Source organism: Afipia sp. GW821-FHT14H12 (assembly GCF_058803465.1).
Genome location: NZ_JBXAOZ010000002.1, coordinates 92300 through 114321, shown reverse-complemented (window position 1 = coordinate 114321; position 22022 = coordinate 92300). Strand labels below are relative to the sequence as shown.

Annotated in this window: 20 protein-coding genes and 1 tRNA gene; 5 read left to right on the top strand and 16 right to left on the bottom strand. The window is 59.3% G+C overall.

Annotated elements, in window-relative coordinates; all coding sequences use genetic code 11:
- Positions 1-70: 70 nt before the first annotated feature.
- The 5 genes from AC1RNA_RS12170 to AC1RNA_RS12150 form a co-directional block, all read right to left on the bottom strand.
- Positions 71-2338 (bottom strand): GumC family protein, encoded by a 2268-nt coding sequence (locus AC1RNA_RS12170; RefSeq protein ID WP_492951282.1) that lies wholly within the window; start codon positions 2336-2338, stop codon positions 71-73.
- A 34-nt stretch (positions 2339-2372) separates the two neighbouring features.
- On the bottom strand, positions 2373-3785 hold the full coding sequence (locus AC1RNA_RS12165) for an outer membrane beta-barrel protein (protein ID WP_492951281.1): 1413 nt from the start codon (positions 3783-3785) through the stop codon (positions 2373-2375).
- 257 nt (positions 3786-4042) lie between these two features.
- Positions 4043-4612: a polysaccharide biosynthesis/export family protein gene (locus tag AC1RNA_RS12160; protein ID WP_009339466.1), complete on the bottom strand. Its 570-nt coding sequence runs from the start codon at positions 4610-4612 to the stop codon at positions 4043-4045.
- An 82-nt stretch (positions 4613-4694) separates the two neighbouring features.
- Complete coding sequence (locus AC1RNA_RS12155) at positions 4695-5432, bottom strand: metallophosphoesterase family protein (RefSeq protein WP_492951280.1); 738 nt, start codon at positions 5430-5432, stop codon at positions 4695-4697.
- A 58-nt stretch (positions 5433-5490) separates the two neighbouring features.
- A complete protein-coding gene (locus AC1RNA_RS12150; RefSeq protein WP_040298291.1) occupies positions 5491-5715 on the bottom strand; it encodes a hypothetical protein in 225 nt (74 codons plus the stop codon).
- Between the two features lie 398 nt (positions 5716-6113).
- Here AC1RNA_RS12150 and AC1RNA_RS12145 point away from each other — a divergent pair, with 398 nt between their 5' ends.
- The 4 genes from AC1RNA_RS12145 to AC1RNA_RS12130 are packed head-to-tail and all read left to right on the top strand — an operon-like array spanning position 6114 to position 10551.
- Positions 6114-6872 (top strand): sugar transferase, encoded by a 759-nt coding sequence (locus tag AC1RNA_RS12145; RefSeq protein WP_492951279.1) that lies wholly within the window; start codon positions 6114-6116, stop codon positions 6870-6872.
- 44 nt (positions 6873-6916) lie between these two features.
- Positions 6917-8350, top strand: a complete 1434-nt coding sequence (locus tag AC1RNA_RS12140) for a mannose-1-phosphate guanylyltransferase/mannose-6-phosphate isomerase (RefSeq protein WP_492951545.1) — start codon at positions 6917-6919, stop codon at positions 8348-8350.
- Between the two features lie 20 nt (positions 8351-8370).
- Positions 8371-9177, top strand: coding sequence for an FkbM family methyltransferase (locus AC1RNA_RS12135; protein ID WP_492951278.1), 807 nt, complete (start codon positions 8371-8373; stop codon positions 9175-9177).
- A gap of 54 nt (positions 9178-9231) precedes the next feature.
- Positions 9232-10551, top strand: a complete 1320-nt coding sequence (locus AC1RNA_RS12130) for a UDP-glucose dehydrogenase family protein (RefSeq protein ID WP_492951277.1) — start codon at positions 9232-9234, stop codon at positions 10549-10551.
- A gap of 179 nt (positions 10552-10730) precedes the next feature.
- Here AC1RNA_RS12130 and AC1RNA_RS12125 read toward each other — a convergent pair whose 3' ends face one another.
- From AC1RNA_RS12125 to AC1RNA_RS12095, 7 genes are all read right to left on the bottom strand, one after another.
- A complete protein-coding gene (locus AC1RNA_RS12125) occupies positions 10731-11531 on the bottom strand; it encodes an MBL fold metallo-hydrolase (RefSeq protein ID WP_009339474.1) in 801 nt (266 codons plus the stop codon).
- Positions 11528-12322 carry a TatD family hydrolase gene (locus tag AC1RNA_RS12120; RefSeq protein WP_009339475.1) on the bottom strand — a complete coding sequence of 265 codons (795 nt, stop codon included), beginning with the start codon at positions 12320-12322 and terminating at the stop codon, positions 11528-11530. Before AC1RNA_RS12120 ends, AC1RNA_RS12125 begins: the two co-directional genes overlap by 4 nt.
- The gene (gene metG, locus AC1RNA_RS12115) at positions 12322-13893 is read right to left on the bottom strand and encodes a methionine--tRNA ligase (protein ID WP_492951276.1); all 1572 of its coding nucleotides are present in this window, start codon (positions 13891-13893) and stop codon (positions 12322-12324) included. The genes AC1RNA_RS12120 and metG overlap by 1 nt, the downstream gene beginning before the upstream one ends.
- A 46-nt stretch (positions 13894-13939) precedes the next feature.
- On the bottom strand, positions 13940-14983 hold the full coding sequence (locus AC1RNA_RS12110) for a DNA polymerase III subunit delta' (RefSeq protein ID WP_492951275.1): 1044 nt from the start codon (positions 14981-14983) through the stop codon (positions 13940-13942).
- A complete protein-coding gene (tmk, locus tag AC1RNA_RS12105) occupies positions 14980-15678 on the bottom strand; it encodes a dTMP kinase (protein ID WP_492951274.1) in 699 nt (232 codons plus the stop codon). Before tmk ends, AC1RNA_RS12110 begins: the two co-directional genes overlap by 4 nt.
- Positions 15679-15681: 3 nt before the next feature.
- Complete coding sequence (locus AC1RNA_RS12100) at positions 15682-16908, bottom strand: D-alanyl-D-alanine carboxypeptidase family protein (protein WP_492951273.1); 1227 nt, start codon at positions 16906-16908, stop codon at positions 15682-15684.
- 119 nt (positions 16909-17027) lie between these two features.
- Positions 17028-17849 (bottom strand): septal ring lytic transglycosylase RlpA family protein, encoded by an 822-nt coding sequence (locus tag AC1RNA_RS12095; protein ID WP_492951272.1) that lies wholly within the window; start codon positions 17847-17849, stop codon positions 17028-17030.
- 223 nt (positions 17850-18072) lie between these two features.
- Here AC1RNA_RS12095 and AC1RNA_RS12090 point away from each other — a divergent pair, with 223 nt between their 5' ends.
- Complete coding sequence (locus tag AC1RNA_RS12090) at positions 18073-18603, top strand: DUF2478 domain-containing protein (RefSeq protein ID WP_009339484.1); 531 nt, start codon at positions 18073-18075, stop codon at positions 18601-18603.
- Between the two features lie 12 nt (positions 18604-18615).
- Here AC1RNA_RS12090 and AC1RNA_RS12085 read toward each other — a convergent pair.
- The 4 genes from AC1RNA_RS12085 to AC1RNA_RS12070 form a co-directional block, all read right to left on the bottom strand.
- Positions 18616-18705 (bottom strand) — tRNA-Ser (locus AC1RNA_RS12085).
- A 69-nt stretch (positions 18706-18774) separates the two neighbouring features.
- Complete coding sequence (locus AC1RNA_RS12080) at positions 18775-19170, bottom strand: hypothetical protein (protein ID WP_048756084.1); 396 nt, start codon at positions 19168-19170, stop codon at positions 18775-18777.
- Between the two features lie 4 nt (positions 19171-19174).
- Positions 19175-20287 carry an ABC transporter ATP-binding protein gene (locus AC1RNA_RS12075; RefSeq protein ID WP_492951271.1) on the bottom strand — a complete coding sequence of 371 codons (1113 nt, stop codon included), beginning with the start codon at positions 20285-20287 and terminating at the stop codon, positions 19175-19177.
- The gene (locus tag AC1RNA_RS12070) at positions 20280-22022 is read right to left on the bottom strand and encodes an ABC transporter permease (RefSeq protein ID WP_492951270.1); all 1743 of its coding nucleotides are present in this window, start codon (positions 22020-22022) and stop codon (positions 20280-20282) included. The genes AC1RNA_RS12075 and AC1RNA_RS12070 overlap by 8 nt, the downstream gene beginning before the upstream one ends.

Here is a 22022-nt window from a genome sequence, read left to right as displayed (position 1 = left end):
GGATGCGCAGAGCGAGGAAGGGCGACTGCACTCACTTGATCACATTGCGCAAATACTGTGGGACGCGGCTTCAATGCGCGGCCCCACCTGCCGCGGCCACAGAAGCTACATAGGGCTTCAAATAAGCCGAACTGCGATAGTAGTCGTAAAAGCGCAGGCGGCTGAGATCGACCTGCGTGAGAACCGTGCCGAGGATCCGGTCCGATACCGGCTCGAGCAGTTCCATCATATGAAGCAGGACTTCCTTCGGCGTCTGGTCCCACGCCAGTGCGAGCACGATACGATCAGCCAACTCCGCAAGCGCGCGTCCATCCACGAGCGGGATCAGCGGTGGCGAATCGATGATGATGAGTTCGTAGTGAACACGCAACCGATCAAGAACGGTTGCGATCTCTTCGGAAAACATCAGCTCGGTGATGGTGTTGTCATTGTCGCAAACAGTAGCCGGCAAAATCGACAGGCCCGAACTGCGGTCGAACAGAATCGCCCGCTCAAGCGGAATCTCTCCGGTCGCGACTTGCATCAGGCCGGCACTTGCGCGTGGGCTAACCGCGCGCGTCAGCCCCGGATTGCGCAAGTCACCATCGATCAGAAGCGTTTTGACACCAAGTGAGGCGAACGACAGCGCCAGGTTGGAGGCGAACGTCGTTTTTCCCTCGCTGTCGAGCGCGGATGTCACGAGCACGACTTTCGCGGATTGTGTCCGCAGCACGCGCTGAATGGACAGCCGCGCCGCACGGACTGCTTCGGCAAAAAAGGTGCCGGGCTCCTCGAGGGCATAGCGCATCAAGGGCGGCTGCAGGGATGGCGGCAGCAGCCGCATGATGGCGGGATCATAGCCCTTGAGATCGAAACGCCCGCGCTTCGCACGGCTGGCAAGTTCACGCGCGCCGATCCGGGGAATGGCGGCAAGCGCCGGCACGCCGGAAATCGCTTCGGCCTGTTCCAGCGTCTTGATGCGGCTGTCGAGATAATCGAGCAGCAATGCCAGAACCACCCCGCCTCCGCCACCGAGAACGATGGCAAGCCCCAGGATCAGCAGCGTCTTGGGGGAGGAGGGCTTGAGAGGAATGGAGGCCTTCGTGACGATGCGCGAATCCGGCATCTCCAGGCTTTCCTGCGAAGACGTCTCCTTGGCACGCGCCAGGTAGGATTCATAAAGCGTGCGATTGGCTTCAGCCTCACGCTGCAATTCATGGAGGCGGACCTGAGCTTGCCCGGATTCGCTCGAAACGTTCTGCAACTGGTCCAGACTGTCCTGCAGCGATTTCTCGCGCGATTTCGCCACGTCGTAATCGTGTGCCGTGCTTTGCAGGATTCGCTTGATCTCCTGATCAATCAACCGCTGCGTATCCTTGAGCTGCGCGTGCACGCTGGCCACCAGCGGATGACGGGGGCCATATTTGCTCGTCAGGTCCGCCTCATTCTTGGCGATGTCCGCATATTGTGTCCGCAGCTTGGTGATGATGTCGGAAGAAATAGCCGCATTGATGCCGCCGGGATCGTTGCCGGATTTGGAGAGTTGCTGCACCTGCTCGAACTTGGCGCGCGCTTCGGCCGTTTCGGAGCGTGCCGAGATCAGCTTGTTGTTCAGATCGGTGATCTGCTGGTCATTAAGGGTAACGCCCTGGGAGACGGCAAGGTTGTTGGCCGCGCGGAAATCCTCGACCGCTTTTTCGGAAGCCACAACGCGGGCTTTCAATGAATCCAGTTGCCCGTTCAGCCATTTTGCAGCGGTGCGCGTCACGTCGAACTTCGCGCGAACCTGCTCTTCCAGATAGGCATCCGCAATCGCATTCGCGATCAGTGCGGCCTTGCGGGGCGACTTTGAGCTGACATTGATATCTACCAGAAAGGTCGTTCCCTGACGGACGACCTTGAGCCGCTTTTGCAGCAAATCAACGGAACGGGTCTGCGCGGCATTGTCCGGCGCCGCCTCATTGCTTTCGCTGCTGAACAGGCTGCCAATAACGCGCTTGATCGGATCAAGAAACCCGGGCTCGGGAGAGAATTCTTCATCTTCAGTCAGTTTAAGTTTGTCGACCACGCGCTGAAGCGTGGCAACCGACTGGATAAGCAGGGCCTGACTCTCGATGGTCGCATCATCGGTTCCGTAACTCGAAAGAACAGGCTGCGTTGTATCAGTGACATTCGCATGCCGCGGATCGATAACGACCGTCGATGTTGCGGTATAACGCGTGGTGGCCAGCAATACGTAGAGCAGGGCGATACCGACAAGCGAGGCCGCCAGATAGGCGATGACTCCCCCGCGCCGGCGAAGAATGCGCCCGATCTCGCGAAGATCAACGGCCGGACCCGCCGCGTCTTCGACACCCATGCCGATTTGTTCCACCCGGGGAGCGGCGAGTTCATCAGAATTGCGCTGTAACATTGATCCCCACCAGATGTTTTTCGTAGCTGAATGCCGGAATGTCGCTCTTACGGTCGGTGTAGCGGTGATAGACCGAGACCGAGGCGAAGCGATTAAGCATGTATTTGATGCGCGCGTCGGTCGACGTGACCGTGTCTTTTCTTGTCTGCCCGAAGAACTTATCGTTCTCATATCCGCCGCTCAGCGAAATCACGACGTTGCGCAGCAACTCGTAATCTGCCCCCACCTGAAACGCGTTGGCGAGCACACCGCTGGAACTAGTGTCGGATGTTTCCGTCACAAGCTGCTCAGCCTTGGCGTGAATGTCGAGCAAGCGGGTCGGACGCCACAACAGGCTTGCATGATATGATGGACCCGAGATCGTGCCGATGGTGGGATCGTCAAAGCGCTGGCTGACATAGCCGCCGCCGATTTCGCCGCTCAGCAAATTCGCGCGTCCGAGCGTTATGCCGGAGAGAGCACGGTAACCGTCGGAATCTAGCGTATGACCCGGCGTGCCGCGAATCTGTCGCTCGTTGCCCTCAAGCGCCGCAAACCAGCCAAGAAATGGAGAGAAGGCATAATCGAGCCGGCCGTGAACGGTATAGATCTGGCCGTCGCGCCCATCCTGATTGATGGTGCTGCCGTCCTGTGCGCGCGTCGACTGATAGTCGTAGGATTTGACACCCATACCGACGGAAGCTGCCAGCCGATTGAATTCCTTGCGAACGGCGACATCGCTCGAATACAAATTATACGGCGTCGGCGCGACTGCATTGACCGGCGAACTGAGCGTTCCGACACCCTCATTCAGATGGGCAACCTGAAAGCTTCCCAGCACCTTGAGGTCGCGGGCAACGTCATACCAGCCACTCCCTTTCAGGCTGATGTTGTTCTGATTCAGGCTCGAGAACTGGCCGTAGATCATCGATTGCGCATCGAGCTTCAGATCGATGCCATGCCGTTCCCACAGCGTGTGTGCTCGTAGCGTCGGCTCAACGACGGCCGCAAAATCCGAATTCTTTGTCGTGTTCGAGGAAAAGACATTGCTGTCGAAGAACCCGCCGCTGGTGAGCGCGGGATTGATCATCCATGAACCATAACGAATGCCGACAGGCTCGTAGCCGGGCTGCTGTCTCTTTTTCACCGGCATATCCTCCGGCGGAATCGGATCGGTGCTGTTCGGATCGCGAAAATCCGGAAGCGGTGACGCCTCGAACACCTGAAGGGCGTTCCAAGGTGGCGCCACCGTGTCAAAGTTGAGCGGGACGGCCTGAGCATGAACATGCGAAACGAACAGCAGGAAGAATGTTGCTGTCGTCGCAACGAAGCAGACAGTGCAATCTTCCGAGATCGCCAACAATGCGCGGATAACAGGAGCATTGGAAACCGAACCTGCTCGAATACATTTCATTACTCAGCCCTTGCGGGGAACACGCTACACATCGCCGTCCACGTTTATGGACGGCGTTACGCCATCATGCAGTAACTGGTGAAGCGCTTGTGTCAGACGTCTCATTTGCCATGAGATGATTCCTCGCTGACAAATCTCGTTCTTAACGCACCACGCCAGAGAAAGTTTTCGCGGTGCGGAAGAAGATTACGGCAAAGGGACGAGAGTATGGCCACACGAGGAAACTCGCGTGACAATGTAAGATGCGCGCACGCGCATTAGAAATATCGCTCCGGGATACGAATATTATCGCCGGGATAAACAAGAACAGGCGCGTTAAGCGTATATTCTTCCTCTCTGCCGACGCCTGCGCGGCGCAAATATACTTTGTGTTCGTTGGCGCGATAGGTGAAACCACCTGCAGCGGCAACAGCGTCCATGATGGTGAGGCCTACCTTGTAGGGATACTCGCCGCTGTTCTTCACTTCGCCCAATATGTAGTAGGGACGATAGGTCGCGACATCGACATTGACACGAGGGTCGCGCACGATGCCTTTCGCAAGAGCGGCACGTATAGCGCCTTCAAGTTGTTTGGTGGTTTTTCCGACAGCTTGAACACGCCCTGCCAACGGAATTGACACGCTGCCGTTGCTATCAACTTCGTATTCGCCGGTGATGTCCGGCTCGCCATACACCTTGACGCGGACTTTATCGTTGGGACCCAGAAGGTAAGGGCCGGAAGGCGAGAAGGATTTTTCCGCTTGCACGGCATTCAACGCAAAAAGAGAAAGAACAAATGCCGCGAAAACGAACAACGTCATTCGGGGCAAAGAGATGCGGAACTTCATCATTTGTCTCCGAGCATTGGGAAATGAACGGCGACAGTTACCGGGCAAATTTTGGCAAAACCATGTGAAGCACGGTTCCCCGCTACAACACCACGATCTTCGATCCCTCGATGGCAATGCAGGTAAGAATACCGGACATCCACGCGCCGGTATCGATATTTATTCTGTTCGGCAACAACTCGGGATGACGAACCGGTGTGTGCCCATGCACGACAAGCGGCCCATGGCTTTGTTTGAAGCTCAGGAATTCATCACGAATCCAGAGAAGGTCATGCAGGGATTGCTGCGCTAGCGGAACGCCGGGACGAAGTCCCGCATGAACAAACAGGAAATCTCCGCAAGAAAAACTGCTGTGGAGACAATCGAGGAAGAGGCGATGAGCTTTTGGGAAAAGGCCAAGGAGACGGCGGCGGATTTGGAACTCTGAGGCACTCATGTCTGTTTGCGACAACCCGTAGGATTCCAGTGTCTGCCAGCCCCCAACATGCAGCCATGCATGAAGCCCGGCGGGATCCGCGAGAAATGTTTCCAGTAGCGCCTCATGATTACCGCGCAGGCATATTGCACGCCTTTGAACAACTCGCCATGCAAGCGCTTCGATCACGTCCTTCGATTGAGGTCCGCGATCGATATAATCGCCAACATAAACCTCAAACACATGAGCGATAGGACGGCGGGCAATATCTTCCTCGATCCGCCCGATAACGTCATTCAGGAGGTCTGCGCGGCCGTGAATATCGCCAACGGCATAAATCCGTGTGTCAGGCGGAAGAGCGGGATTCGAAAACCTTGGCTCGACCAGTTCGTGCTGACGAATCACTGACGAGTTCCAATGCGCACAAGGAATGGGCAGATCGTCTGCCGACGATAAACGGCAGCTAGAAAAAGAAATAGCGAACCGCAAAAGCAATCACAATCCAGGCCACGATGTTCGCCAAGATTAGTTGATTTCGTAATTTTCGGTCGCGCCCTTCACTCAAAGGCGGCCCATCCATCTCATGAGAAAGCATCACAGGCTCTCGTACTGTCGATGGAAACGAAAGCGACTCGTCCGCTTCTTTCTCTCTTGGAAGTCCTGTCATCGCTTTTGCCGCCGCTTTCAAGGCTTGACACTCACATTCTATAATAAACAGCGCTCATTAGCTTTCAGTGAACGAGAATTATCGACGTCGAGCCTTTCGGCTCGAACATAAGATGCTGCATGAGGCGCCACTCCCTTAAAATGCTTCCAGCATCACGCTGAGCGCATGACCGGTGCTGCAATTTCGCAACGGAACGATTCTGTGTTTCGCGTAACGCGCTCTCCTCAAACCAAAATTTTCGCAGTGCACGATATCGCCCATGTCGCGACGCAACGATGTCACGATCAATTACATCGCTCGCCGTAATTTACTCAAGAAGTTACGAAAACTTTTAATCCAAGTTGATGTTTCGAATTGATCGCGCCGCCTTCACTTCGCAGTTGCGAGCATCTCACAGAGAATCACGGAGATCCTGAGCGATGGTTTCGACCGCTACGGCCCGTTTTGACGATCAGGACAGCAACGTCGCCTCCTTATGGAAGAACAGGCGTTACATCTCCGCGCGCCCCGTCGAATATGTCGGCCACGGCACTTACAGAGCAAAACACTCAAGAAGGCTGTCCCGGCGAGAACCTGCCGCAGCGCTGTCCAAGCGCGCCTTCGACATCACAGTGGCAAGCCTGACGCTGTTGTTCTTCGCGCCGATGCTGATCGTCATTTCGATCGCCATCAAGGTGAGCTCGCCGGGGCCAATCCTGTTTCATCAATATCGCTACGGATACCGGAACCGGCGCTTCAGGATTTACAAATTCCGCTCGATGCGCACGGATTTGGGCGACCGCACAGGCGTGAGGCAAACCGTGCAGGGTGATCCGCGTATCACGCGGGTAGGGCGAATCCTGCGAAAGACCAGCCTCGATGAAATCCCGCAACTCATTAATGTTATCCGGGGCGATATGTCGCTTGTCGGTCCGCGCCCGCATGTACCGGGCATGCTGGCTGCCGACGTCCTCTATGAGGATCTGGTGCCTTATTACTTCCAGCGGCATATCGCGCGTCCCGGCATCACCGGTTTGGCGCAAGTGAGTGGCTGCCGCGGCAGCACGGCGGAAGCCAACAACGCGATTTCGCGGATCGATTACGACCTCGAATACATCGAAAAATGGTCCTTACGCATGGATGTCGCCATCATCCTGCGCACGGTGCGCCGCGAGTTCATCTCCGGCAGCGGCTACTGATCGAACCTTTCACATTCTCGGTTGCAGCAAAGAGGGGGCGGATGATGACGCCAACAGACAAACTTATCGTGCCTGTACTTCTGTCCGGGGGCACCGGCTCACGGTTGTGGCCACTTTCCCGGGAGGCCTATCCCAAGCAGCTTCTGTCCCTTCTCGGCGAGAAGACGCTGCTTCAACAGACGGCGATGCGAACTGCCGATAAAACCATGTTCGCAAGCCCGATGGTGGTAGCCAATGCCGAGCACCGCTTTGTCATTGGCGAGCAGTTGCGTGAAGCGGGCATCGACGATGCCAAAATCATTCTTGAGCCGCTGGGACGGAATACCGCTCCAGCCGTGGCTGTCGCGGCGTTGATCGCGATGGAAAGCAGCCCTGACGCCATCATCCTGGCGACGCCGGTCGATCACTGGATTGGCAATCGCGCAGCATTCCTCCAAGCGATCGAGCAGGGATTGCAAGCCGCGCAATCCGGCAAATTGGTGCTGTTCGGCATGCGCCCGACCCATCCGGCGACCGGGTTCGGATACATCCGCGCAGGCGAGGAGTTCACAAAGGACTCTCACATCCATGCAGTCTCGGGATTTGTCGAAAAGCCTGACGCGGCGACGGCCGAGGCCTATCTGTCGGATGGCAGATATCTGTGGAACAGCGGCATCTTCCTCCTGCCAGCGCGGCAATTAATTGAAGAATTGCAGGCGTATGCGCCGGAGGTTCTGGATGCCGCCCGCAGCGCGATCGCCGATGCAACAACGGATCTCGATTTTCTTCGCCTCGACGAGACGTCATTTGCCCGCGCGCCATCGATCTCGATAGATTATGCGGTGATGGAACACACGAAACACGGTGCCGTCGTCGCCGCGGATTTCGAGTGGAACGACATCGGAAGCTGGTCGGCGCTCTGGAGCGTCGCCGCCAAAAATCCTGCCGAGAATGTCGAGATCGGCGATGTCGTCGCGGAGGATTCCACGGGATGTTATCTGCGCGGGGAGGGGCCGCTCGTGGCCGCGCTCGGCGTTGAGAACCTCGTTGTCACCGCAACGCCGGATGTCGTGCTGGTCACCACGCGCGGCCGCGATCAGGATGTCGGCAAGCTCGTCCAGCGCCTCAAGGCGAATGGGCATCAATCCGCAACACAGACGCCGAACGTCCATCGCCCATGGGGTTATTATCAATCGATCCACGCTGGCGAGCGTTTTCAGGTAAAACGCATCACCGTCAATCCGGGCGCCAAACTCTCGTTGCAGAAACACTATCATCGCGCCGAGCACTGGGTCGTCGTCAATGGCACGGCAATCGTAACCCGCGACGACGAGGAAATTCTGTTGCGGGAAAACGAATCGATCTTCGTTCCGCTCGGTTGCATGCACCGGCTCGAAAATCCGGGAAAGGTTCCCCTTAATCTCATCGAGGTGCAGTCCGGCGCCTATCTCGGCGAGGACGACATCGTACGTGTTCAGGACATCTACGCCCGCGTCTGAGGCAGCGAAGAGAATTGAATATGCAACTCACTCAAGCAACCAAGCGGGCCGTCAAGGAAACATTCCCTGAACTGTGGCTGCGCTGGCATTTCTCGCGGCGGCCGAAATCGGCCGAACGCGAGCTTCTTTATTTGCACAAGATGATTGCTCCGGGCTCGATCACAGTCGATGTCGGCGCAAATTGCGGGCTTTACACGCGCGAACTCACCAAGCTCTCTAACCGAGTCCATGCCTTCGAGCCTTCTCATGAAATGGCTTCGCTGCTGCGGCGGACTTCGGCGCCAAATACGGTCGTGCACGAAATGGCATGCTCGGACCGGGCAGGGCATACGGCGCTCTTCATTCCAAATGGAAATGATGGGCCGGTCTACGGCCTTGCCTCGCTCGAGCGGCATGACGATACGGACTCGCAGAAGGCCTCGTTTCATTCGATGCCTGTCAGAACCGCGCGCCTCGATTCCGTGGTCGAGGACAATATAGCGTTCGTGAAGGTCGATGTCGAAGGCCATGAGTTGCATGTACTTTATGGCGCATCGGGGCTGATCGACCGCTGCCAGCCAATCTTCCTTGTCGAAGCGGAAGACCGGCATCGCGATCGAGCCACCAGTTCCGTCTTCGCGTTCTTCAAGGAGCGCGCGTATCACGGCTTCTATCTCGAAGATGATCGCGTGCATCCCGTCGAAGAATTCGATCCCGTCCTGCTTCAGAACCCTTCGGCGCTGCAGTCCGATGGAGGCCGGAAGGCAGGGCGCTCCTACATCAATAACTTCTTCTTCTTTCCCTCCTGCATGAACGGCCAGGCCGTCCTGCAAAACGCCATCCGTTAACCCAGCACTAGAGCCGCCGCTCATGCGGCGGCAACCACATCGGGGCAATTCTCAATGCGTATAGCAATGATCGGAGCCGGCTATGTCGGCTTGGTATCCGGCGCGTGTTTTTCCGACTTCGGCCATCAGGTTGTATGCGTCGATACCGATACGGCCAAGGTCGATGCACTTAATAACGGTGAAATTCCTATTTTTGAGCCGGGCCTCGATGAACTTGTCGAGCAGAACAGGAAGCAGGGCCGTCTGAGGTTCGTCAGCGATATTGCGCTGGCCGCGAAGGATGCGGATGTCATCTTCATCGCCGTCGGCACACCTTCGCGCCGCGGTGACGGCCATGCGGACCTGAGCTACGTCTATGCGGCAGCCAAGGACATCGCGGCGGCGCTCACCAAGTTCACCGTGATCGTGACGAAATCGACGGTGCCGGTTGGGACCGGCGACGAGGTCGAGACGATCATCCGCGAGGCACGACCCGACGCGGAATTCGCCGTGGTCTCCAACCCGGAATTCCTGCGGGAAGGGGCTGCCATCCGCGATTTCAAGCACCCGGACCGCATCGTCATCGGTACCAGCGATGAGCGCGCCCGGAAGACCATGGGCGAGGTCTATCGCCCGCTTCACCTCAATGCCTCGCCGATCCTTTATACCGACCGGCGCACCGCCGAACTGACCAAATATGCGGCCAATTCCTTCCTCGCCACCAAGGTCACTTTCATTAATGAAATCGCTGACCTGGCAGAGAAAGTTGGAGCCAATGTTCAAGACGTCGCGCGCGGAATAGGGCTCGACAACCGCATCGGCATGAAATTCCTGCACGCCGGTCCGGGTTTCGGTGGGTCGTGCTTTCCGAAGGACACCATGGCGCTGATCAAGACCGCGCAGGACAACGAGGCGCCGGTCCGCATCATCGAGACGGTCGTGGCCGTTAACGATCAGCGCAAGCGCGCAATGGCCCGCAAGGTCGCCAATGCGTTCGGCGGTAATCTGCGCGGCAAGGCCGTCGCCGTGCTTGGCGTTACGTTCAAGCCGAACACCGACGACATGCGCGACGCGCCGTCGATTCCCTTGATCACGGCCTTGCAGGACATGGGCGCCGAGATTCGCGTCTACGATCCGGTCGGCATGGATCAGGCCCGGAAGGTGTTCGAGAACGTCACGTTCTGTGACAGCCCATATGAGTGCGCGAAGGCATCACATGCGCTCGTCATCGTGACGGAATGGGAGCAGTTCCGGGCGCTCGATCTGAAAGCGCTGTCCGCCACGATGGCGACGCCAATCGTGGTCGATCTGCGCAACATCTATTCGCCGGACGAAGTGACCAAGAATGGGCTTTTGTACTGTGGCGTCGGGCGGCCGCAGCCGGTGGCGTATTAGGAACACAGAGGCAGCAAGGCCGGCGGAGAACCTCGACAAGGCAGCGGAACGGGTGGCCTTGGCTCGATCTGCTGCCCCATATCCATAATTCGCATAAGGTATATTATGGAATATATTTATATGATCGGATTTGCAGCTAATTCAAAGGATTGGACCAAATAGCTCACACCAACCGAAAGCTACGGCGCCAGTTGGAGCCGCATTCCGTCATAGCCCGGCACCACACCGGCGGGCAGCTTGCTGCGCAGTTCTTCGTAATCGAGATCCGCGTGCATGTTGGTGATGATAGCGCGGCGCGGCTTGAAACGATCGATCCAAGCTAGCGCTTCATCAACGCAGAAATGGCTCGGATGTGGCGTGTAGCGTAGCCCGTCGATGACCCACAGATCGAGGTTTTCGAGCGTCGAAAAGCTCTCTGGCGGAATGCCGTTCAGGTCGGGCGTGTAGGCGGCATTGCCGATGCGATAGCCGAGAGCCGGGATGCTGCCATGCTCGACCCAGAAAGCGGTCAGGGTGACCGGACCGCCCTTCCCGTCGATCATCTCGCTTTCGCCGGCCTCGATGGAGCGACGCTCCAGGATCGGCGGATAGCTGCTGCCGGGCGGCGACTCGAAGCAATAAGAGAAACGCTGGTTGATATCGTTGGCGGTGGATTGGTTAAGGTAGGTCGGAATCCGCCGTTTCTGGTGCATCACCACGGAGCGCAGATCGTCCATGCCATGGGTCTGGTCGGCATGCTCATGAGTCAGGAACACCGCATCGATGTGATCGACATTGGCGTCAATGAGCTGCTCGCGCAGGTCTGGCGAGGTATCGATCACCACGCGCGTGATTCCATTGGCGCCAATGCGCTCGACCATCGCCGAACAGCGGCGACGGCGGTTCTTCGGGTTCAAGGGATTGCACGCACCCCACCCAAGCGCAGGACGCGGCACACCGGCCGACGATCCGCAGCCGAGAATGGTTAGAACAAGGCTCATGCGATGGCGCTGTCCGGACGCGGAACCTTGTCGAAAAACCGGAAGAAATTTTCCGTGGTCTGGCGGGAGATTTCCTCGAACGACACGCCGCGCAACTCTGCCAGCGCCTTTGCCGTCTCGGTGACGAAGGACGGCTCGTTGCGCTTGCCGCGATATTTGCCGGGGGCAAGGAAGGGCGCGTCGGTCTCCACCATGATGCGGTCGAGCGGAATCTCGGCCGCGACATCGCGCACGTTCTGAGAATTTTTGAAGGTCAGAATGCCGGTGAACGACACATAGAGGCCGTGCGCGACGGCTTTCATCGCAAGCTCACGGCCACCGGTGTAGCAATGCAGAACGGCGCGGAAGGGCCCCTTCTCCATTTCTTCGTCGAGAATACGCCCACAATCGTCATCCGCCTCGCGAGTGTGGATCACGAGCGGCAGTCCGGTTTCACGTGCCGCCGCGATATGGGCACGGAAACCGCGCGCCTGCGCCTCAGGCGAGGAGTTCTTGTAAAAATAATCGAGGCCTGCTTCGCCGAATGCCACAGCCTTTGGATGGTGCGACAACGAGATCAACTCTTCGGCCGGAATCCCGTCTTCCTCGTCAGCTTGATGCGGATGCGTGCCGACCGAGAAATAGACATTCGGGAAACGCTCGGCGATATCGCGTAATCCAGCGACGCGCCTTACGCGGGTCGAGATCGTGATGATGCGTCCAACCCCCGCCGCCTCGGCGCGCGCAACGATGCCGTCGAGATCGTCGGCAAAGTCCGGAAAGTCGAGATGGCAGTGGCTGTCGACAAGCATCAGCTTTTGGCCGCAGGATCGGTGGGATCAACGTAACGTGGGAAAACCGGCGTGGGCGGAGGAAGTTGCGTTCCGGGCGCAATCCGGTTAGCGAGCGCTGCAAAATCGCGTGCCTCCGCCGGAACGGCCAGAATATCGAGCATCTTCGTCATCGCTTCCGGCATCGCCGGTTGCGCCAGAATAGCGATCTGACGAACCACTTCGGCGGTAACGTAAAGTACCGTCTTCTGTCGCGCGGGATCGGTCTTCGCCAGCGCCCATGGCGCTTCGCCTGCAAAATAACGGTTGGCTTCGGCCACCACGGCCCAGATCGCGTTCAGCGCGACATGAATCTGCTGTGTCGCCATCGCGTCACGGGCCTGCGCCAGCATGGCGTCGGCCTGCGCCAGGATCGCCTTGTCGTTATCGCTGAAAGTCCCCGGCTCCGGCACGATGCCGCCATGCTGCTTGCCGATCATCGACAATGAGCGCTGCGCAAGATTGCCGAGATCGTTGGCGAGATCGGCATTGGTGCGCGCGACGATAGCCTCGTGATTGTAGTTGCCATCCTGCCCGAACGGTACCTCGCGCAGGAAAAAATAGCGCATCTGGTCGACGCCGTATTGATCCGCCAATACAAACGGATCGACCACGTTGCCGACGGACTTGGACATCTTCTCGCCGCGATTGAACAGGAAGCCGTGCGCATAAACACGCTTTGGCACCGGAATGCCCGCCGCCATCAGGAACGCCGGCCAGTACACAGCGTGGAAGCGGATGATGTCCTTGCCGATGATGTGCACGTCGGCGGGCCAATACTTCCAGTTGGCGGCCTTCTCGTCGGGAAAGCCGATGCCGGTGATGTAATTGGTCAGCGCATCGACCCACACATACATGACGTGCTCGGGATCGTTAGGCACCTTCACGCCCCAATCGAAGGTGGTGCGCGAGATTGACAGATCCTTGAGGCCACCGTTGACAAAGCTGACAATCTCGTTGCGCCGCGAATCCGGCCCGATAAAATCCGGTTGGCTCTCGTAAAGCTTCAGCAGCTTGTCCTGATAGGCGGAGAGCTTGAAGAAATAGCTTTTCTCCTCCACCCACTCCACCGGCGTGCCCTGCGGACCGCGACGCACCTTGTCTTCACCGACGATGGTTTCGTCTTCGGCGTAATAGGCCTCGTCGCGCACCGAGTACCAGCCCGCATAGCTGTCGAGATAGATATCGCCGCTCGCCGCCATCCGCCGCCAGATTTCCTGTGTTGAGGCGTGATGCGCGGGCTCGGACGTGCGAATGAATCGGTCAAAGGAAATCTTCAGCCGCTGGTCCATCTCCTTGAACCGCCCCGCATTACGCGTGGCGAGTTCGTGCGGTGTCATGTTCTCCTTCTGCGCGGTTTGAATCATCTTCAGCCCGTGCTCGTCGGTGCCGGTCAGGAAGAACACATCCTTGCCATCGAGCCGCTGGAATCGTGCAAGCGCGTCGGTCGCAATCGCCTCATAGGCATGGCCGATGTGCGGAGCGCCATTCGGATAGGCAATCGCGGTCGTGATGTAGAAGCGAGAGCGGGATGAAGTCTCTGCATTCGCCATGCGTGCGAAGGCCTTTCATTGATATCGGTCGGGTGATCCGGCGGGCTCAGGCGGACGCTTCGGCGAGCCATCCAAATACCGAAAACACCAGCGGTTTTCGTTCCAGATTGAATGATTCCGTTTCGCGGGCGGCCTTACCGATCTTTTCCCATACCTCGGCAAACCGTGCAAGACGCGGCAAATTCGACTGCAATTCGTCGGCGCGGAGCCGCGCGGAGAGCCAGCGCTCGACCGTTTCCACGAAAGTCCGCAGTGCGACCCGATCATTAAGCGGCAATGCGTCCCCGAGCGCGTGCAGCGCGCGATGGTCGAGCCGCGGCAGCATGTCGAGCAGGGCCGCCGTGCGCTGTTGCAGGCCAAGCGCCTCGCCGCCTATCAGCATCAACGCATGTGCCACGCTGCCGTCGGCTGCTTCCGCCGCCTCGCGCAATTGCGGATCGGCCGCATCGGACTGCATGGCCTCTGCCCCCGCAGCTATAACCTCATCAACGGACAACGGCCGCAGCGACAGTTTGCGGCAGCGCGACTGGATCGTTGCGAGCACCCGCGACGGCATGTTGCTGACGAGCAGGAACAGCGAGCGTGACGGCGGCTCCTCCAGAATCTTGAGAAGCGCATTGGAGGCGTTGGCGTTCAGCTCATCGACCGTATCGACAATACACACCCGCCATCCCGCAACCGCGGCCGTAGAGCCAAAGAACGAAATGGTCTCGCGTGATTCATCGACGGTGATGACGCTGCGCATCACGCCCTTGTCATTCGCGCTGCGCTCCAGCGTCAGCAGCCCGCCATGGCTTCCTGCCGCTATCTGCCGCGCCACCGGATGCGGAGCATCGACTTGCAAGGTCCCGGCCTGCTGCACATCCTGTGACGAAGGATCGGGATGCGCGAGCACGAAGCGGGCCATGCGATAGGCCAACGTCGCCTTGCCGATGCCCTGCCCGCCGCCAATCAGCCAGGCATGCGGAATCTGCCCGCTCTTGTAGGCGGTCAGCAGGGAGGCTTCCGCCGCTGCGTGACCATGCAGGGAAGTCGTCTCGCGCGGATGCGGGACAGAAGGCATATCTGCCTGCGTGCTTCGCGCACTCATGCGCCAGCTCCCACCGATGAGGGAGCCGGAAGACGGCTTTGCAGCGCTTCGCGGATACGTTCCGCCACCTTCGCCGGTTCGGCATTTGCATCGATCACGACACAACGCGCGGGATTATCCGCTGCGATCCGGCGGTAGGCTTCGCGAAGGCTCTCATGGAACGCGAGACTCTCTCCTTCGAACCTGTCAGCCGCCGTCCTACCGCGCCGCTTGATTGCCCGCTGCAGGCCGACGGCAACAGGCACGTCGAGAATGAACGTCAGATCCGGCTCGAGCCTGCCGATGGTCGCATGCGTCAACGCCTGGATGAATGCCGGATCAACCTTCCCCGCCGCCCCCTGATAGGCTGCCGTGGAATCGGTGAAGCGGTCGCACAGCACCCATGTTCCTTTGTCCAGCGCAGGTCTGATGACCTGATGAACATGATCGTCGCGCGCGGCAGCGAACAGCAGGGTTTCGGCATCCGCTCCCAGCAGCTTGCCGACGCCCGACAGCAAAAGGTGGCGAACGATCTCCGCGCCTGGCGAACCGCCCGGCTCGCGCGTCACCAGAGTCTCGATGCCCTGGGACTTCAAGTGATCCGACAGCATCTGAATCTGCGTGGACTTGCCTGACCCTTCACCACCTTCAAAGGTGATGAAGCGGCCTATGGCGTGATCTTGGCAAGGCGTGGATTTCTCGGCGCGTTTCGCCATGCGTCACAGCTTCTGGATGCCGGAGCGGAACAGACCGATCGCAAGCTCGCTGACGCCATCAAGCGCGCGGCTTGTCATCGAGCCGATACCAATAGATTGGCCGGCATGCACCGGCACCTCCAATGCGAGATTTCCATTGCGCCAGAGCCTCAGCATGCCGACCTGCTGGCCGCTTTGCACCGGCGCATGAATAGGGCCGGTATAGACAATCCGTGCAAGCAGCTTGTCGTTGCCGTTCTTCTGAACCATCACGCTCACGGGTTCGTCGGCATGAAGCTCGACTGAACCGCTATCGCCGCCGAACACCTTGCCATAGGCAATCGTCTGGCCGGCATCAAACAGCGTACGGGATTCGAAATTCTTGAAGCCCCACTCCAGAAGCTTCTTGGCGGCTGCGGCGCGATCGCCGGAATCCTCAAGGCCATTGACGACGACAATGAGCCGCGTACCGTTCTGCACGGCCGAGCCGACCATGCCGTAGCCACCCTCTTTGGTGTAGCCGGTCTTCAATCCATCCGCGCCGTCGAGCGAACCCAGCAACGGATTGCGGTTCATCTGACGAATCTTGTTCCAGGTGAATTCACGCTCGCCGAACAGCTTGTAGAAATCCGGATAGGTCAAAATGATATGGCGCGCGAGATGAGCCAGTTCGCGCACGGACATCTTGTTGTCCGGGTTCGGCAAGCCGTTGGTGTTGCCGAAAGTGGAGCGCGTGAGGCCGAGCTCCTTCGCGCGCGCCTGCATCCTGTTGACGAAAGCATCCTCGCTGCCGGTATAACCTTCCGCTAACGCAATGCATGAATCGTTGCCGCTCTGAATCACAAGACCATGCAGAAGATCGTCGATGCTGACCTGGCTGTGGATCGCGGCGAACATGGTCGACGAGCCCGACGGCGCGCCGCCCTTGCGCCATGCGTTCTCACTAATACGATATTCATCGGTCAGCTTGATCTCGCCCTTTGCCAGTGCATGGAAAATGACTTCGGCGGTCATCAGCTTCATCATGCTCGACGGCGCACGCAGCTCGTCGGCATTCTTCTCGAACAGCACGCTGCCGGTCTTTGCGTCGATCAGGATCGCGGTCGGTGCATCGGTGTCGATGCCGCCCTCTTCTTTTTTCACTGCGCCCTGAACGCTGTGATTGGCGGCATGAACCGGGGCCACCACGAGTCCGGCAGCCAGCAGGAGCGCGCCCAAAACGCGCGTCCCCCAGGCCGCAAAACGGCCCATTTGTCCTGTGATTCCCACAATTTCGGATCGAGACGCCATGGCCCGGCTTGTATCAGGAGAGGCCCGGTCAAACAACGGAGGTCCGGGAACCGCCCCCAGCCAGCAACCTCAAAAGGCGATCAATAAAGGCCGCGGCCTGCCCCGGGATCGCTGTTCGAAGTTGCATAACCCGCCGCCTGATAGCTCGACCGCAGCTCGGCGCTGTCGGCGACATCGGTTGTCCCAAGGGTATAAGGCCGTTCGGCCGGCAGCGGCACGTCTGCCCGGACGACGCCTTGCGGGGAGGCTGGCATCTGCGGGACGAACGCCGCCGCCGAAGCCAGCCGGATGCTGGATGGCGCAGGAGCCGGTTCGTTGGTCCGCAGCGTCGCGACCAGCATCGCGTCGTCGGATCCCTCCAGCGGGGCCCGGCCGACATACTCCACCCTCACCCGCGCAACGCCATTGCCCTGAAAACCGAGCAGCGTCGCGGCCCGGTGCGAGACGTCGATGATCCGGTTGCCATGATAAGGGCCGCGGTCGTTGACGCGGACGATCAGGGACTTGCCGTTGGCGGTATTGGTGACGCGGACGTAACACGGCATCGGCAGGGTCGGATGAGCGGCAGTGATCGATGTCATGTCGAACACTTCGCCGTTGGCCGTAAGGCGTCCGTGGAAGTCATCGCCATACCAGGAGGCCAGCCCCTCGGCGCGATAATGGGTGTTTTCTTCGGGAACGTAGGTGCGGCCCGCGACCTGATAGGGCTTGCCGACGCGGTAGGTTCCCCCGCCCTTCGGCACTGGCTGGTCGAAATCGACCACGCGCGGGCTGGAGGAGACTCCGTATTTGGGATCGAATCGGTTGGCGAATTTGCCGGGCGCGCAATTGGCGAGCAGCAGGCACGCACCCGCACCCAGCAAAAGCTGGCATGCACGGCGTGCCGCGTGTTGATTGATCATCCCCATAGACGTCCGTAACTTTGTGGCGCCCCCGCCCGGCACCATCGGCTGCAACGCAGCATAAACCATAGCATGCTCAAGCGAAACGGGGGCTATTGCGTGTGGTAAATTGATCGTTGCCGCCCTTGACTCTGCGATCCCTGAATCTGCGCCTTTCCCGGCGACACTTGAGCTACCTCAAACCCGGGCGCATGCTGGGATATTAGCGTTACGAGCCATGACCATGTCCCCTCTCTCCGCGTCCATCGCCACCGTAATCGGCCCTGACAGCCAGGCGATCCAGTCGCTGTTTGAAGCGCAAGCTGAGGAGTGGCGCAGCAAGGGCGTGAAAGTCGTCGGCCTTGTCGCCGAAGCGCATGCCCTGCCCGATCGGAGCTGCGCGGCGGGTTTTCTGCGCGATCTCACAAGCGAGGCGCGGTTTGCGATGTATCTGGAGACGCCGCCCAGCAACACCTCATGCCACCTCGACGGCAGCGGCGTCGATGCCGCCTGTATGGCGCTGCTCGGCCAGATCGAGACGAGCGATGTCGTGGTGCTGAGCAAGTTTGGCAAGCTCGAAGGAATGGGCGGCGGGCTGCGCCCCGCCTTTGAAGCCGCAGCGGCCGCAGGCAAGCCGATCCTGACCACGGTGTCGGAGAAACACCGCGATGCGTGGGCGGAATTCACCGGGGGCACGACCATGATCCCCGACAACCTTGCTGCCATCCGCAACTGGTGGGCAGGCCTGAAGGCGGGCAAGTCCGTCGCGGTGTGAAAGGCCGGTCATTGGCGGAAGGGGTGGGATTCGAACCCACGGTACCCTTGCAGGCACGCCGGTTTTCAAGACCGGTTCCTTAAACCACTCGGACACCCTTCCTGTCTGGACCGCGTCTGTTTAGGGCACCTGCCAAGGCGGCGTCAACGCGCACGGGCCGCCCCAATCCACTCAAGCATATTTGTTTTCGTGTCCGGAACGCCATCTCTGGCCGGTTATTGGCTTGCCGCCTTCAACTGGAGACATGAATATGAAGAAGCTTTTGATTGCGGCCACCCTGTTATCATTGGCGCCGGCCAGCGCATTCGCCCAGGCCGGAACACCCCAGGGCGATACGATCGTTCCAAACCCGCCGCCCTCCGCATCGTCGAATGACATGTCACGGTCGCCGGGTGCGGGCATGCCAAATGCGAATACGGACAACAGAAGCATGACGACCGGCGCGGCGACCGGCAAGCACGCGAAGAAGCATAAAAAGAAAAGCAAGACGCCCGCGAAAGGCATGTGAGCGCTGCGTTTCAAGCTTTCCGCGGCTGGATCGATTTTACAATCGATCCAGCCGCGCATTAGCTCATGCAAGCCACAACAGCCGCTCGACCGGGACCGTCACATCGACCGCATCGCCGATCTCCATCAGCGACAAGCCGGAGCGGAACGGCGCATCGATCCAGATATGGCTCGACCCTGCCTTTACGCCGTAGCGGATCGTGCTGCCGAGGAATTCCCGCTCGACGATCTCGCCCGGCATCGACGGATTGCCCGCGCCGGATTGCCCCTTTGACGTCAGCGTTGTGTCCTGCGGACGAAAAACCGGTTTCGCATTCGGCCTCACATCCACACCGTTCGGCAACGGCAGCAGAATGCCGAGGTCCGATTCAAAACCCGCGCTCGTCATCCTGCCCTCGACGACATTCGCCGTGCCGAGAAACTGAGCGACAAACAGATTGGCCGGATGCTCGTACAATTCCGTCGGCGTGCCGACCTGCTGAACCTTGCCTTCATTCATGACCGCGACGCGATCACAGATCGTGTTGGCCTCCTCCTGATCGTGCGTCACGATCACGGTAGTCAGCCCCAGTGATTTCTGCAGCGCGCGCAATTCACGGCGCACCTGTACACGCAGCTTGGCATCGAGATTCGACAGCGGTTCGTCGAGCAAAAGGATTTTTGGCTCGATCGCGATCGTGCGCGCCAGAGCCACGCGCTGTTGCTGGCCGCCAGAGAGTTGCGACGGGCGACGGTCTATCTGGCTTGTCAGGCCCACAAAACTCAGCGCCGCTTCCACGCGCCGCTTGATCTCGGCCCGCGGCAGACGCCGCTCGCGAAGGCCGAACGCGACGTTATCGCCGACAGTCATATGCGGCCACAGCGCATAGGACTGGAACACCATGCCGACATCGCGCTTCCACGGCGGAAGATTCGAAATCTCCTTGCCACCGACCACAATCCGGCCATGCCGTGCATCGGCAAATCCCGCGATCAGCCGCAACAGCGTGGTCTTGCCGCAACCGGAGGGACCGAGAAGTGCGAACAATTCCCCCGGCTGAATATCGAGATTGATGCCGTCGAGAACAACGTTATCGCCATAGGCCGCGCTGATGTCGTCGATCTTCAGATCGAGTGCCTTGACCGCCAATCCGGGGTGCTGGGTGTTCGTATCTGTCAAAGGTGCCCCCCTATTCATTTAGCGTGCTGCCGGCCTTGGTGCGGCGCTCGCGCTCAATTACATACTGGGATGCGACGGTGCTAAGTGCGACAATCACCACGGCGATAACGCCGAGTGCCGCACCGGGTCCGCGGCCTGCAGCCGACTGCATGAAAACGTAAAGCCCATAGGCAAGAGGCGCATCCTGGTTGGCTTGAACCAGCATCAGCGTGGCGGACAATTCGACCGCTGCGGTCGCAAAGCTCGTGATAAAACCCGCGACGAGACCACCCGTCATCAGCGGCACCACGATGCGCCGCACGGTACTTGCCTTGGTGGCCCCCAGATTTTCCGCGGCCTCCTCAAGCGAAGCCGAAATCTGCTGGAGCGCCGCGTAGCAAGCACGAAGCGCATAAGGCAGACGCCGGATCGCCAGCGCGATCACGATAACGATCCAGAGCGACGCCAGCGGCGTTCCATCCCATAGGGGGATGCCATAGAACGCGCGCAGATAACCGATGCCAAGCACGACGCCGGGGATCGCCAGCGCGGCAGTCGCCAGAAGATCGAGGCCGCGTACCCCAATCAGTTTCGTCCGCAACACGAGATAGGAGATCGCCGTTCCGATCACGATATCGATCAGGCCAGCCAGCGAAGCATAGAGCAGCGTATTCTTGATGTAGATCGAGCTTTCGCCGAACACGCGCGCATAGTGCGCCACGGTGTAGCCATCCGGCAGCGGCGAGAACGACCAGATGGTCGCAAACGACAGCAGCAACAAACCGAAATGCGGCGCCAGCACCAGCAGGATGATGAGCGTGAGCACGACATAAACGAATGCCATCTCCCACGGCCGCAGCTTACGCTTGGCGATGCCGCCGCCGCCGCGCTGGGTCGTGGCATAATCGATGTTGCGCGTGGCGAGAGAGGAGACCCACATCGAGGCGACCGAGGCCACGATCAGAACCACGGAAATCACATACCCCATGGGATCGGCGATGCCGATCGAGGTGACGCGCAGGTAAGCCTGCGGCGCGAGCATGTCCTTGACGTTCAGCAGGAGTGGCGTCGCCAGATCGTCAAACACCTTGACGAAGACGAGAGAAGCGCCCGCGACATAGCCGGGCAGCGCGAGCGGAAACACGATACGCCGGAACAGGCGGAATCCGTACGATCCCAGATTTTGCGCCGCCTCCTCCATCGAGCGGTCGACGTTGCGCAACGCCGCAGACAGATTGATGAGGATGAAGGGAAAATAGTGGATCGACTGGACGAAGATGACCCCGTTCAGGCCCTCCATGAAACCCAGCTTGAAGCCGAACCAGTCGTCGAGCAGCAGATTGACCGTGCCGTTACGGCCGAAAAACAGTTGCAGCGCTACTGCACCGACAAACGGCGGCATGATGAGCGGAAGAAACCCCAGTATCTGGATCAGCCCCGTGCCGCGAAAGGCAAATCGTGATGTGAAGTAAGCCAGCGGCATCGCCAGGATCGAGGCACCGACCACGGCCATCGCCGAGACGTAGAACGAATTCCAGAACGACCGGATGAACAGGTCTGTTCTGAAGAAATCGATGAAGTTCGCGAACGTGAAAAGACCGCTGCCTTTTTCCGTGAAAGCCACCCAGACGACGGTCGCAACCGGCCAGACCAGGAAAGCAAGCAGAAAGGCCAGGATCAGCAAGGAAACGCTGACCTGACCCCATGTCGCGCCATTGAGGACGCGGGATACGAATGTCCCGCGCCGGTTGTTATGGAGGCCAATCGCCGTCAT